The 14049-nt window shown below is 67.8% G+C and carries 8 protein-coding genes; 6 read left to right on the top strand and 2 right to left on the bottom strand.

All coding sequences use genetic code 11. From position 1 onward, the window contains the following. Window positions 1-11: 11 nt before the first annotated feature. Window positions 12-611 carry a DUF4304 domain-containing protein gene (locus tag CHC09_RS02630; protein WP_089291294.1) on the top strand — a complete coding sequence of 200 codons (600 nt, stop codon included), beginning with the start codon at window positions 12-14 and terminating at the stop codon, window positions 609-611. 56 nt (window positions 612-667) lie between these two features. Continuing rightward, the gene (locus tag CHC09_RS02625; RefSeq protein ID WP_089291823.1) at window positions 668-1132 is read left to right on the top strand and encodes a GNAT family N-acetyltransferase; all 465 of its coding nucleotides are present in this window, start codon (window positions 668-670) and stop codon (window positions 1130-1132) included. A 60-nt stretch (window positions 1133-1192) separates the two neighbouring features. Here the strand turns inward: CHC09_RS02625 and rpmB are convergent, their stop codons facing one another. Continuing rightward, window positions 1193-1384, bottom strand: coding sequence for a 50S ribosomal protein L28 (rpmB, locus tag CHC09_RS02620; RefSeq protein ID WP_089291293.1), 192 nt, complete (start codon window positions 1382-1384; stop codon window positions 1193-1195). Window positions 1385-1540: 156 nt separating this feature from the next. On the opposite strand from rpmB, the gene CHC09_RS02615 reads away from it, so the two are divergent. From CHC09_RS02615 to CHC09_RS02605, 3 genes are read left to right on the top strand one after another with little or no spacing between them, the layout of a single operon-like run. Further along, the gene (locus CHC09_RS02615) at window positions 1541-3112 is read left to right on the top strand and encodes a DAK2 domain-containing protein (protein ID WP_089291292.1); all 1572 of its coding nucleotides are present in this window, start codon (window positions 1541-1543) and stop codon (window positions 3110-3112) included. Next, a complete protein-coding gene (recG, locus tag CHC09_RS02610) occupies window positions 3109-5292 on the top strand; it encodes an ATP-dependent DNA helicase RecG (RefSeq protein ID WP_089291291.1) in 2184 nt (727 codons plus the stop codon). Before CHC09_RS02615 ends, recG begins: the two co-directional genes overlap by 4 nt. Then, window positions 5289-5642, top strand: a complete 354-nt coding sequence (locus CHC09_RS02605) for a DUF952 domain-containing protein (protein WP_089291290.1) — start codon at window positions 5289-5291, stop codon at window positions 5640-5642. The genes recG and CHC09_RS02605 overlap by 4 nt, the downstream gene beginning before the upstream one ends. A 1197-nt stretch (window positions 5643-6839) precedes the next feature. On the opposite strand, the gene CHC09_RS44910 is transcribed toward CHC09_RS02605, so the two are convergent. Further along, the gene (locus CHC09_RS44910) at window positions 6840-7100 is read right to left on the bottom strand and encodes a hypothetical protein (RefSeq protein WP_143232196.1); all 261 of its coding nucleotides are present in this window, start codon (window positions 7098-7100) and stop codon (window positions 6840-6842) included. Window positions 7101-7128: 28 nt separating this feature from the next. On the opposite strand from CHC09_RS44910, the gene CHC09_RS02600 reads away from it, so the two are divergent. Further along, window positions 7129-13452 carry an RHS repeat-associated core domain-containing protein gene (locus CHC09_RS02600; RefSeq protein ID WP_143232195.1) on the top strand — a complete coding sequence of 2108 codons (6324 nt, stop codon included), beginning with the start codon at window positions 7129-7131 and terminating at the stop codon, window positions 13450-13452. Window positions 13453-14049 lie beyond the last annotated feature (597 nt).

Genomic DNA, 14049 nt, shown 5'->3' with positions numbered 1-14049 from the left:
AGAGGAAGTAGATGGACGCCGAGGCGTTGCTTGATGAGTTCGCGGTCCGGCTCGGCGAGTACCTTGCCGGGCAGGGGTTCGAGGCCGATGAATGGACGTTCCGCCGCTATTCGGAGCATCGGGACGCCCTCATCATCGAATTCCAGAGAGCGAAGCTGTGGAACGACGAGGAGGCGTACTTCTTTATCAACGTGTCCCTCTCGTTGAACCCGACGTGGGAATACCGGTGCTCGTTGGAAGGCAGGTCCGCCGACGAGCCGCCACGGGGCACCGCCGGCAAGCTGCTCACCCGGATCGAGCCGGTCAGCCCCTACGAGGACTGCTGGCGGATCGTCAACGAGGCGACCCTGGTCGACGTCCTGAACAAGGCGTGCGGTCAGCTCGGCGAAGTGCTTCCGCAACTCGCCGAGCTGCTCGATCGCACCGAGTTGCTCGGCCGGCTACCGGAGATCTTCGGCCGTGGCGCCGCTTGGCGGTTCCACGGCTGGATCCTCGCTGAACGCGGACCCTCCCCGGAACTCGAGCGCCTGCTCGCCGAGGAGGTACGGGCGCATCCGGTCTCGAGCGAGATCGCGGACGAGATCCGGGGTTACGCGGCGACCAAAGCCTGACGGCACCCTTGGGGCGGACTTCGGTCCGCTCCAAGGGCGTCCCCTACGCTGGCTACGTGGCACAGATCAAGATCAGAACGGCTCGTTTCGATGAGCCGGAGGTGGTGGAGCTGGTCGCGGAGAACATGCGCGACCTCTCCGAGCGGTACGGCGGCACCGGCGACGACACCCCGATCGCCGTGGCTGACTTCCTCCCGCCCGACGGCGCCTTCCTGGTGGCCGTCCGGGCCGAGGACGACCGGCTGGTGGCCAGCGCCGCCTGGCGCCGGCACGGGTCCGACGCCGAGCTGAAGCGGATGTTCACCCGGGCCGAGGCGCGGGGTCAGGGCCTGGCGCGGCGGATGCTCACCGCCGTCGAGGAGTCGGCGCGGGCGGCCGGCTGTGAGCGGGTCATCCTGGAGACCGGGGACAAACAGCCCGAGGCGATCGCGCTCTACCTTTCCGCCGGATACGAGCGGATCGAGGACTTCGGGTACTACAAGGGGCACGACGGCGTGCTGTCGTACGCGAAGAAGATCTGACTTTCCGCTCCACGCAGAAAAGCCGCCGAGTCAGCGACTCGGCGGCTTTTCGGGAAGACCTCAGGCGCGGGCGACCTTGCCGGCCTTGATGCACGAGGTGCAGACCTTGAGCTTCTTGGTCGTGCCGCCACCAGCGGGAGTGCGCACCGACTGGATGTTCGGGTTCCAGCGACGGTTGGTCCGCACGTGCGAGTGGGACACATTGTGACCGAAGCCCGGTCGCTTGGCACAGATGTCGCACACGGCAGCCACGGGATACTCCTGGTTGATTCGAAGAACAGATAGTGCCTAGAGAGAGTCTCGCCAGGCAACCCCGCTACCCTACCCGACTCGGTGGCCCGACAGCCAATCGCCCCCGGTCAGGGTGCGTGCACAGCGATTGTCGGTGGTGGTTAGTAGGATTTTCGAGTGCTGGAGACCCTCGATGCCGCTGCGGTGCACCGCTGGTGCCACGGTGGGCTGGAGGCGCTCCGGGCCCACCAGCGTGAGATCGACGATCTGAACGTCTATCCGGTGCCCGACGGTGACACCGGGACCAACCTGGTGCTCACCCTCACCGCCGCGCGGGAGGCGGTCGATTCGGCCCTGCACGAGGAGCCGCGCACCCCGCTCGGCCGGCTGATGGGCCGGATGGCGCGCGGCGCCCTGCTCGGCGCGCGCGGCAACTCCGGCGTGATCGTCTCGCAGATCCTCCGCGGCATGGCCGACTCGTTCGCCAGCACGGTCGCGGTCCGCGGCACCGAGCTGGCCCAGGCCCTGCGCCAGGCCACCGACGCGGCGTACTCGGCTGTCGCCCGCCCGGTCGAGGGCACGGTGCTGTCCGTGGTGGCGGCCGCCGCCGAGGGTGCCGGCCGGATCAAGTCCGACAGCCTGGTCACCGTCGCCCGGGCGGCCGCGCGGGCAGCCTCCGAAGCCCTCGACCGGACTCCGCACCAGCTTCCCGTCCTGGCCCGGGCCGGCGTGGTGGACGCCGGCGGGCGCGGCCTGTGCCTGCTCCTCGACGCGCTGGTCGACACGGTCGAGGAGAGCGACTTCACGCCGTCCCCGCTGCCGGTTGTCGTGCCCTCCGCCGCGCATGATCACCATGGCTGCGAGGGGCACGGCTACGAGGTCCAGTACCTGCTCGACGCCGTACCGGAAGCGGTCGAGAAACTCCGCGGCGACCTGGCCGGGATGGGCGACTCCCTGGTCGTCGTCGGCTCCGGGGACGGCGTGTGGAACGTGCACATCCACGTCACCGAGATCGGCCCGGCCATCGAGGCCGGCGTCGAGGCCGGCCGGCCGCACCGGATCCGGGTCACCCCCTTGACGGAGAAACGGCCCGGCGCGGACTCGCGTGGCGCGGTGGTCGTCGCCGCGGGCGGGGGCCTGGCCGCGCTCTTCGAGGCCGAGGGCGCCGTCGTCGTCGACCGGAACCCGTCCACCGCCGAGTTCCTGGCTGCAGTGCACGCCTGCGACGCCGCCGCGGTCGTCCTGCTACCGAACGACGCGAACACGCAGGCCGTGGCCGTCTCCGCGGCTCGCGAGGCGGAGGCCGCCGGGGTGCGCGTCAGCGTGGTGCCCACCCGCTCCCCGGTGCAGGCCCTGGCCGCCCTCGCGGTGCGCGACAGCGGCCGCTCGTTCGCCGACGACGTGATCGCGATGGCCGAGGCGGCCGGCGCCTGCCGCTACGGCGAGGTCTGCACCGCCCAGCGCGACGCCCTGACCGTCGCCGGGCCGTGCCGGGCCGGCGACCTGCTCGGCCTGGTCGACGGCGAGGTGCACGTGATCGGCGACGACCTGGCCGAGGTCAGCCGGCGACTGCTGGACCGGATGCTCGGCGGCGGCGGTGAGCTGGTCACCCTGATCCTCGGTGCGGACGCCCCCGCCGACCTCGAGGACGACCTGCGCGACCACGCGCATCGCACCTGGCCCTTCATCGAGCTGCACTGCTACACCGGCGGCCAGCCCCGCTACCACCTGTTGGCAGGAGTCGAATGACCACGACCGACACCCCGTTGACCAAGGTGCTCGGCGCGAAGACCGCCAAGGCCCTGGCGGAACATCTCGAACTGGACACCGCCGGTGACCTGATCTATCACTTCCCCCGGCGCTACGACCAGCGCGGCGAGCACACCGACCTGCGCCGGCTGGAGGTCGGCGAGCAGGTCACCGTGCTGGCCCAGGTGCAGGGGATCGGCGTCAAACCCATGCGGCAGCGCAGCGGCAACCTGCTCGAGGTGACCATCGGGGACGGCTCCGGGGCGACGCTCACCTGCACGTTCTTCAACCAGGCGTGGCGTGAGCGGGAGCTGACCCGGGGCCGCTGGGGGCTGTTCGCCGGCAAGGTCACCGACTTCCGCGGCAAGCGGCAGCTCAACAGTCCGAACTATCAGCTGCTCAAGGCGGACGCCACGCAGGACGAGGCGGCCGAGGAGATCGAGGAGTTCGCCGGCGCGCTGATCCCGGTCTACCCGGCCGCGCAGGCCGTGGCGACCTGGACGATCGCCAAGTGTGTCCGGACCCTGCTGGACACGTTCGAGCCGCCGGCCGACCCGATACCCCGCTCGGTGCGAGCCGGCCGCAACCTGGTCGGGATCGGCACCGCGCTGCGGGAGATCCACCGGCCCAGCTCGGAGGCCGCGCTCTACTCGGCGAAACACCGGCTGAAGTGGGACGAGGCGTTCGCCGTGCAGGTCACCCTGGCGCAGCGCCGGACCCGCGCCGCGGCCGCCCCCGGCACCGCCCGTCCCCGCCGTGACGACGGGATGCTGGCCAAGTTCGACGCCTCGCTGCCCTATGAGCTGACCGAGGGCCAGCGGACGGTGGGCGAGGAGATCGCCGACGACCTGGCCCGGGCGCACCCGATGCACCGGCTGCTGCAGGGCGAGGTCGGCTCCGGCAAGACGCTGGTCTCGGTGCGCGCGATGCTCCAGGTGGTGGACGCCGGCGGGCAGGCCGCGCTGCTCGCCCCCACCGAGGTCCTGGCCACCCAGCATTTCCGCGGGATCGGCGCGCAGCTCGGCGCCCTCGGCCGGGCCGGTGAGCTGGACGGCGACCACTCCGGCACGCAGCTGACCCTGGTCACCGGCTCGCTGGGCGCGGCGGCCCGGCGTGCGGCGCTGGCCAAGGTCGCGGACGGGACCGCCGGGATCGTCGTCGGCACCCACGCCCTGCTGTACGAGGGTGTCGACTTCAAGGATCTCGGCCTGATCGTGGTGGACGAGCAGCACCGGTTCGGCGTGGAGCAGCGGGACGCGCTGCGCGCCAAGGCGGCCCGTCCGCCGCACGTGCTGGTGATGACCGCGACGCCGATCCCGCGGACGGTCGCGATGACCGTCTACGGCGACCTGGAGACCTCGGTGCTCTCCCAGCTGCCGCGCGGGCGGTCGCCGATCGCCTCGCACGTGGTCCCGGCGCTGGAGAAACCGGCGTACCTCGACCGCGCCTGGAAACGGGTCCGCGAGGAGGTCCAGGCCGGCCATCAGGCGTACGTCGTCTGTCCCCGGATCGGCGAGGGGCCGGAGGACGACTCCTCCCCGCCGTCGGACAACGAACCCGCCCGGCGCCCCCCGCTCGCCGTCACCGAGGTGCTGCCGGCGCTCCAGCAGGAGTACCTCAAGGGCCTGCGGATCGAGATGCTGCACGGCAAGATGCCGCCCGACGAGAAGGACGCGGTGATGCGCCGCTTCGCCGCCGGCGACGTGGACGTGCTGGTGGCGACCACGGTGATCGAGGTCGGCGTCGACGTGCCGAACTCCACCGTCATGATCATCATGGACGCCGACCGGTTCGGGGTGTCCCAGCTGCACCAGTTGCGCGGCCGGGTCGGCCGGGGCTCCGCGCCCGGCATCTGCCTGCTGCACACCGAGGCGGTGGAGGGCTCGGCGGCCCGCGAGCGGCTGGACGCGGTCGCTTCCACCACCGACGGCTTCAAGCTCTCCGAGATCGACCTGGAGCAGCGGCGGGAGGGCGACGTGCTGGGGGCGTCGCAGTCCGGCAAGCACTCACACCTGCGGCTGCTGTCGCTGCTGCGGGACGAGAAGCTGATCAAGGAGGCCCGGGCCGAGGCGGCCACCCTTGTCGCGGAGGACCCGGACCTGACCACCCATCCGGCGCTGGCCGCGTCGGTCGCCGCGCTGGTCGACGAGGACCGCGCCGAGTACTTGGAGAAGGGATGATCTTCCACCTCTGCCCACGTTCCGTGTGGGAGTCCGTTTCGGACAGCTACTCCGGTGACACGCTGGAGACCGAGGGCTTCATCCACTGCTCCGACCCGGAATGGGTGCACGTTCCGGCAACGCTGCGCTTCCGTGGGCGGACCGATCTGGTGCTCTTGGAGATCGACCCGGATAAGATCGATGTCCCGGTGGTCTGGGAGGACGGAAGCCCGCCGGACCCTTCGGGCCGCCAATTTCCGCATGTGTACGGGCCTCTGCCGGTTGCAGCCGTGGTTGCCGTCCACGAGTTTCAGCCGCTGTCGGACGGCTCGTTCGCGCCCTTCCCGCTGCGTACGGATCGGCAGGAGTAAGCGAAACAACTCCCCGGGCCGACGGCGGCGATCGACCACGGCCCTGACCTCCAGCTCGATTGAAAGAGGGATCATGCAGGTCTCGGTGGGGGACACGACCGGCGAGATCAAGTTGTGCGGAACTTCGTCGGAGCTGGTCGGCTCAGCTGAGATGCTGCTCTCCGGTGAAGGTTTCCATCGTGCTCGCATCGGAGGGCGATCCGTCGCCGTACACCCGATTTCTTTCCTGTCTCAGGTTTGTTCCGGAGGCGGCTCCGGTGGTGATCCGCTGGATGGCGGAGAGTGATTCTCTCGAGATGGCCTTCTGTGATTGACCGGGTGCTCGGGTTCGATCCGGAGACGCCGTCGGTCTTGCCTGCGATGAGGGCCGGACGCGGAGTCACCGCCCTGGTCATCGCTCATCTGTCAGGGGAAGATCCGCTGGGATGAAAGAAGGGCGCCCGGTGAACCACGCGGGGTGCGCTCCTTCTTCGGTCGCCTTCGGAGCAGACGAATACTGCTCGGTCCCGTTGGGCGACCTCTGAAACACGATTGTGAGCCTAATCACTCTACTGTGAGTCCGTTGCGCATGGTGACGGCGAGGGTTCGAGTTGGTACCCATCCTGGGCTGCAGTGAGGTTCCCGTGGCCTGGTGGCGGCGCTGCCGGTCGTTACAGCGTGTTACGCCTTCAACCGGGATGCCCCGGTAGGACTCCCCAAAATGATCATGAATCTTTAAAATCATCGATTGATTGTTTGCATTTCGCTCTACGGGGGAGCGTCGATGAGCGCTGTTGTCGTGCCCATTTGTCGCCGCACGCGCGGCTGCGTTGCCAGATCAGAGCGTTTCTGGTCGAGCAAGCACGATCGGTGACCGCTGCCGACGACGCTCTCGGGCGGCAGTGACGTCTTCGTCGGGCTGTAGTGCGCGCTCGATCTCGCCTACGCCGGGCAGCGTTCCGTCCCGCGACCCCGCCTCGGACTCCGGTTCAAACCGCTGATCCGCCCTCCCTCCTCATGCCTGGCCGGCGTCGTCAACGGTGCCGCCGGCCAGAGATCCCTCGCCGATTACTCCCCGAAACCGGAGTGCCACGTGTCACCACCCAGATCCCCAAGGCTCCACAGGCGGCGTACCGCCGTACTGGCGGCAAGCCTTACCGTCTCTCTCCTGGTCGGCTTTGCTCAGGCGCCCGACGCCTGGGCGGCGAAGCCGAAGCCCTATACGCCCTCGTCGGCGAAGCCGGTCCCGGATGTACCGGTAAAGGCCGCGAAGATCGCGCCGGCACCGGCGGCGAAGCAGCCGAGGCCGGCATCGGCGCGTACCGCGCCGGTCTGGCCGAAGGCCGCCGGCGAGGAGATCGAGGTTCCAGCGGCGGGCAGGACCGCCGTGACCTCGGAGAATCTTCCGATCCGGGTGGCGCGGTCGGCGAAGAGCCCGGCGTCGCGGGTGCGCGCGGAGGTTCTTGACCGTACGACCACTGAACGCGCCGGAGTCCGCGGTGTGCTGATGCGCCTGGGCCGGGCCGATGGCGTCGCGGCGGCGGGCAAGACCAAGGTCACGGTCGACTACAAGTCCTTCGCCACCGCCTTTGGCGCGGACTGGGCGAGCCGGCTTCGGCTGGTGACGCTGCCCGCGTGTGCGTTGAGCACGCCGGAGAAGAAGGAGTGCGCGGCTGCTCCGCTGAAGTCGGAGAACGACGCGGCGACCCAGACGGTCTCGGCCGAGGTCGCCGTCTCGGGCACGTCAACGTTGATGGCGGCTACCGCCGCGGCGTCCGGCCCGGCCGGTGACTATGCGGCTACTTCGCTGAGCGCCTCGTCGACGTGGAGTGGAGGTGGGAACACCGGCGACTTCACCTGGAACTATCCGATGAGGATCCCGCCGTCGCTGGGCGGTCCGGCACCCAGCCTCGGTCTGGCGTACTCGGCGCAGTCGGTCGATGGGCGGCACGCGGCCTCGAACAACCAGCCCTCCTGGATCGGTGAGGGCTTCGAGATGTCGGCGGGCGGCTACGTCGAGCGCCGCTACCAGTCCTGCCAGGAGGACATGAACGGGAGCGCGAACAACGACAAGAAGACCGGCGACCTGTGCTGGGAGACCAGCAACGCGACGCTCTCCCTCTCCGGCCACTCCGGTGAGCTGATCTACAACTCGACCCAGAACCGTTGGCACCTACGCGGCGACGACGGGACTCGAATCGAGCGCAAGACCGGCGCCACCAACGGCGACAACGACGGCGAGTACTGGGTCGTCACCACCGTCGAGGGCATTCAGTACTGGTTCGGTGTGAACCGCCTGCCGGGCTGGAGCACCGGCAAGCCGCTGACCGACTCGACACTGACGGCGCCGGTGTTCGGCAACGACCCTGGCGAGCCGTGCCACCAGACCGCGTTCAAGGACTCCGACTGCGTGCAGGCGTGGCGCTGGAACCTCGACTACGTCGTCGACCTGTCCGGCAACTCAATGTCGTACTGGTACACGAAGGGCACCAACAAGTACGGCCGGAACCTCGACGCCGACGACGCCGCCTCCTACGACCGCGAAGCGTGGCTGAACCGCATCGACTACGGCACCCGGCGGATCAGCGGGGTCGACTCGGTGCTCAGCACCCTCGCGCCGATGCGGGTCGAGTTCACCGTCGACGACCGCTGCCTCAGCGGCTGCGACACGCACAACGCGACCCGCTGGCCGGATGTGCCATGGGACCAGTCCTGCACCGGAGACTCCTGCAAGGACGACTTCTCGCCGACGTTCTGGAGCACCAAGCGCCTGGCCGCCGTCACCACCAAGGTGCGCGACGGCAGCAGCTACCGCGACGTCGAGAAGTGGACGCTGACGCACTCGTTCCCGGACCCGGGTGACGGCACTCGCGCGGGTCTGTGGCTTTCGAAGCTGTCTCACACCGGTCTGGTCGGCGCCGACGCGTCGGTGCCGGATGTGGAGTTCACGCCGGTGCAGATGCCGAACCGGGTGGACACGACCGGGGACTTCGCGGCCGCGATGAACTGGATGCGGGTCTCCCGGATCCGTACCGACAGCGGCGGTTCGGTCAGCGTCGTGTACTCGGAGCAGGACTGCAAGGCTGGCCAGACGATGCCGAACCCGGCGACCAACACCCGTCGCTGCTATCCGGTGCGCTGGATTCCGGACGGCTACGAGGAACCGGTCACCGACTGGTTCAACAAGTACGTCGTGACCACGGTCTACGAGAACGACAACACCGGTGGCGCGCCGCCGATGGGCAGCCCGCGAGTGGTCTACAAGTACGACTACTACGACGGCGCGGCCTGGCATTACAACGACGACGACGGCCTGATCCAGAAGAAGTACAAGACCTGGTCGGACTACCGCGGCTACGGCCGGGTCGGGGTCACCGTCGGCGACGCCGGAGACAAGCAGTCCTACACCGAGACCCGGTACTTCCGGGGCATGAACGGCGACCGGCTCAACGCCGACGGCGGTGTCAAGCCGGTGAACGTCGACGAGATCGCCGACGAGGACTGGTTCGCCGGACAGACCCGGGAGACCAAAACCTTCGACGGGCCCGGCGGCACGGTCGTCTCCCGCGAGGTGAGTACGCCGTGGGCCTCGTCCGCGACGGCGTCGCGCACGATCAACGGCGACACGGTGAGCGCCCGGTACGTGGGCGTGGAGTCCACCGCCGACTACGTCACGCTGGACGGCGGCCGCGGCGAGCGGGTCACCAAGACGGTCAACACCTACGACGCGTACGGCATGCTGGTCCAGGTCGACGACCTCGGCGAAGACGGCGTGGCCGGCGACGAGCAGTGCATCAAGACCGACTACACGCCGCGTAACACCACCTCGTGGGTGCTGAACCGGATCCACCGCGAGCAGACGTACACCGTGCCCTGCGCGCAGACCACCGGCACCCTCACCGAGGACAAGGTGCTCGGGGAGACCCGCACCCTGTACGACGGCCAGGCTTTCGAGGCGACACCGACCCGCGGTCTGGTCACCCAGACCCAGACGATGTCCGCCTGGAACAACGGCACGCCGACCTTCGTGTCGACCGGTCGCAACACCTACGACGTGCACGGCCGGATCGTCACGGCCTCGGACGCCCTGGACGCCAAGACGACGATCAGCTTCACCCCGGCCACGGACGGACCGGTCACCTCCGCGGTGAGCACGAACCCGCTGCTGCAGAAGACGACGAACACGTTCGAGCCCGCGTGGGGCACCACGACGGCCACCGTCGATCAGAACGACAAGCGCGTCGATACCGAGTACGACTCGCTGGGCCGGCTCAGGAAGGTCTGGAAGCCGGGCCGGGCCAAGGGCACCGACAACCCGAACCTCAAGTACGACTACGACATCAACGCCGACAAGCCGTCGGTCGTCGCCACCTCGGGCCTCAACGCCGCCGGCGACTATGTCACCGCGTACACGCTGTACGACGGGTTGCTGCGGCAGCGGCAGACGCAGTCACCGTCACCGACCGGCGGACGGACCGTCACCGAGTCGTTCTACGACAGCGCCGGACGTTCGGTGCTCAGCTTCGGGGCCTACCACGCCGACGGGAACCCCGGCGGGACTCTGCTGGCGACCACGGACCGGGCCTTCGTGCCGAAGCAGACCCGGACCGTGTACGACGGCGTCGGCCGGGTCGTCGCCAATGTCTTCCAGCCTTTCGGCACCGAGCGTTGGCGCAGCTCGGCCGCGTACGGTGGCGACCGCGTCGACACCACCCCACCATCCGGTGGTACGGCGACGGCAACGGTCGTCGACGCCCGTGGCCGGACCGTGGAGCAACGGCAGTACCACGGGACGACGCCGACCCCGTATACGGCCGGTAGCTGGGATGCCACCAGGTACACCTTCGATTCGCACGGTTACCAATCCAAGATCGTCGACACGGCTGGCAACGACTGGACGTACCGGTACGACGCCCGGGGCCGGGCGCTCGAGACCGACGACCCGGACCACGGCGTCACGACCTACACCTACGACAACGCCGGCAATGTCCTGACCTCGAAGGATGCCCGCGGCAAGACGATCGCCTACCTGTACGACTCGCTCGGTCGTAAGCGCGCCACATACGACGACAAGGTCGGTGGCACGATGCGCGCCCAGTGGATCTACGACACGGTCGCGGTGGGCAAGCTCTCGCAGTCGACCCGGTTCGTCGGCTCGGCCGCCTACCAGACCAAGGTCCTCGACTACACCGACGACTACCTGCCCGGCAACACCCAGGTCATCATCCCGGACAGTGAAACCGGGCTGGGCGGCACCTACAACTACAACGCCACCTACAACCCGGACGGCTCGACGAAGTCGATCAGCGTGCCGGGCACCAACAGCAACCTCCAAGCGGAGACGCTGACCTACGGCTACAACAGCCTCGGGCAGCCGATCACGCTGGACAGCCTCTATGCCGGAACCAACCAGCCGTACGTGGTCGGCACCGACTACAACGCGCTCGGCGAGCTCGACCAGGTCAAGTACCGCACCGGCACCGGTGAGGGCGGCCGGGTCTACACCAAGTACACCCGGGAGCCGGACACCGGACGGCTCACCGGAATCCGCACCGACCGGGACACCGTCGCACCGTACGTCCTGACCGACACCACCTACCAGTACGACGACGCCGGCAACATCATCAAGGCGGCCGACACAGCGCCCGAGGCGACCGACGACACCCAGTGCTTCACGTACGACAACCTGCTCCGGCTGACCCAGGCCTGGACGCCCGAGAACGGCGACTGCGCCGCGGCACCTTCCGTGTCTCTCCTGGGCGGTCCCGCGCCGTACTGGCAAAGCTGGGAATTCGACGCCACGGGTAACCGTACGAAGGAGGTCGTGCACTCCGCCTCGGGTGACGCCACCACCAGCTATGCCTACCCGGCCGCGGGCAGCACCACCGCTCGCCCGCACGCGGTCACCGGCACCACCGGGGCACACACCGGCAGCTACACGTACGACGGCTCCGGCAACATGTTGACCCGGCCCACCGCCACCTCCGGCACCCAGACCCTGACCTGGGACCCGGAAGGCCACCTGAACACGGCCGCCGACAGCACCGGCACGACCACCTACATCTACGACGCCGACGGCAACCGGCTGGTCCAGCGGGACCCGACCGGTCGCACGCTGTACCTGCCGGGCCAGGAGATCCGCTACACCAACAGCTCCGCGGCCGTCTCCTGCACCCGCTACTACAGCTACCTGGGTGGAACCGTCGGGTCCCGGACCAACACCGGTCTGACCTGGCTGTCTCCGGACAACCAGGGAACAGCCGGCGTCGCCGTCTCCGCCTCCGACCAGGGCGCGACGACCCGCCGGCAGAACCCTTACGGAACCCCACGGGGCACCGCCGCCGGCGCCTGGCCCAACAACCGCGGCTTCATCGGTGGCGTCATCGACAACACCGGCCTGATCCACCTCGGCGCCCGCGAATACGACCCGTCCACCGGACGCTTCGTCTCCCCGGACCCGGTCCAGGACCTGACCGATCCGCAGCAGTGGAACGGCTACGCCTACGCCAACAACAGCCCGATCACCCTGAGCGACCCCAGCGGCCTGCTCGTCGACACGGGAAACGGCTCAGGCAACGGCGAGCGCTACAACCCGGTGAGCCGTAAGACCGTCAACACCAGCACGACGAGTGGCGTAACCGCGACGTCTCACCGGAGGCTGAACAACGGCACCACCGTCACCACCTACTCCAGCGGCCGTAAGGAGATCAACGGCGTCGAGATCCGCGCAGGCGGTCCCGACATCGATGCTCTCGCCGCTGGGGTCGATCGGGCCAAGCTCGATTACATCGGGACGCCTTGTTACAAGCGGTGTGACAGCGAAACCTTCGATCTGATCTTCTACGCCTGCGCCTGGAAATACACCGAGTGCGGCGACGGATACACCTGGAAGGCCGAGACCGACCGGACGATCCAAGGGTGCATCGACTATGGCTGCCCTTGGCGCGAATTCGGCGGCGGCGGCGTTGGAATGACCGAAGAGTTCAAAGCGGCTGGACTCAAGGCAAGAGCTGATTGGCGCGCCAAGTCGAAATTCAGCGAAGTCGACGAGACCCCCGGCAAGAACAGCCTGACGAGTAAGTGCAAGAGCTTCAGCGCCGATACTAAGGTGCTCATGGCCGATGGCAGCATCAAGGAGTTCGCGAACCTTGAGGTCGGTGACGAGGTTCTCGCCACCGACCCAGAATCTGGTAAGCAAGGCCCGCGCAGAATCGAGGCTGTTTGGGTCCACAACGATGACCTATATCAGCTCACCGTCGGCGGCGCTCCGATCGTTACCACCGAGGATCACCCGTTCTGGAACGAGACCGACCAGAAGTGGGAAGAGGTTCAGGATCTCGACCGAGGTGACCTGGTCCGCACGCCGACCGGCGTTGCCCGGGTCGGTGAACTCGACCTCGCGGCGCACCGATACGCCAAGGCCTACAACCTCACCATTGCTGACATTCACACGTACTATGTGATCGCCGGCAATACCCCGGTTCTCGTACATAACGAAGGCGAAGGCCGTGGACCTTGGGGTAATGCCCATCCTTGGACCGGCGGTGACTTTCCGATCGGAGGTGCGCGAGACGCGCCCGGGCCGAAGGGTGGAATTTACTACCGGACGAACGATCAGGGTGCTATCACGAACTACGCTGTTTATGACGAAGATGGGATGATCTTGCGTCGTGTTGACCTTACCGGCAACACGCATAGAGGAGTCGAAACGCCGCACATGCAGCCGTGGACATATAACGAAAATAAGAAGACGGGCGGCAAATTCCCGAAGGAAACAGGAGAGGCTTTTCCTGGTGTTGGGCCCGAAGGGGAGCCTCCATTCGGGTGCTAGCAAAATGCGGCTAGCGGCGGCGCCTAACCTATTTATTTCCGAGCAGATGGCTGATTTGGATGAATGTGGATGAACTTCGCTCGCTGGCACGGTCGGCGCTGTGGTCCGATCGTGCACGCGCTGGCGAAGAGCTGAGCTCCTACGTGGGTCGCGCGGATGTTGACGCCGTGCTTCAGGAACTTCTGCTGGACAGGCGGGACACCGGGGTAATCGCGCAAACTGCCGAGGCGCTGCTTGCTCGCGGTGGTACTGCTGCGTGGAGAGTGTTTCTGGTTGTGTGGGGGTTGGCCACACCCGTACAAGCAGATCATCTCGGAGGGGCTACGGGCCAAGTCTTGTTTGAGGCGAGCATGGATGCGGCTAAAGCGCAAGCAATGCGTGAGTGCCTCACTCTTCTGTCGACTGACGAAGACGAGTCGGTCCGGCAGTCGGCAGAAGAATGGCTGCGCCGGGTCAACAGGGCGCTAGCCTACGGAATGGAAGGTTGAGGGGTAGCCTCCCTCGGAAACACAAGATGATCAAGGGGTCTGAACTGCGGAGACGCAGATCAGGCCCCTTGCCGTTTGGGTCCACAACGATGACCTGTATCAGCTCACC

The organism is Actinoplanes regularis (assembly GCF_900188005.1).
GTDB lineage: Bacteria > Actinomycetota > Actinomycetes > Mycobacteriales > Micromonosporaceae > Actinoplanes > Actinoplanes regularis.
Note: the sequence above shows the minus strand (reverse complement) of the source record. Positions and strands in the feature narration are given on the sequence as shown.

Excerpts from the sequence above, each read along its gene's own strand:
- CHC09_RS02630 (WP_089291294.1), top strand. The coding sequence starts at position 12 with ATGGACGCCGAGGCGTTGCTTGATGAGTTCGCGGTCCGGCTCGGCGAG.
- recG (WP_089291291.1), top strand. The coding sequence starts at position 3,109 with ATGACCACGACCGACACCCCGTTGACCAAGGTGCTCGGCGCGAAGACC.
- CHC09_RS02605 (WP_089291290.1), top strand. The coding sequence starts at position 5,289 with ATGATCTTCCACCTCTGCCCACGTTCCGTGTGGGAGTCCGTTTCGGAC.
- CHC09_RS02600 (WP_143232195.1), top strand. The coding sequence starts at position 7,129 with ATGCGCCTGGGCCGGGCCGATGGCGTCGCGGCGGCGGGCAAGACCAAG.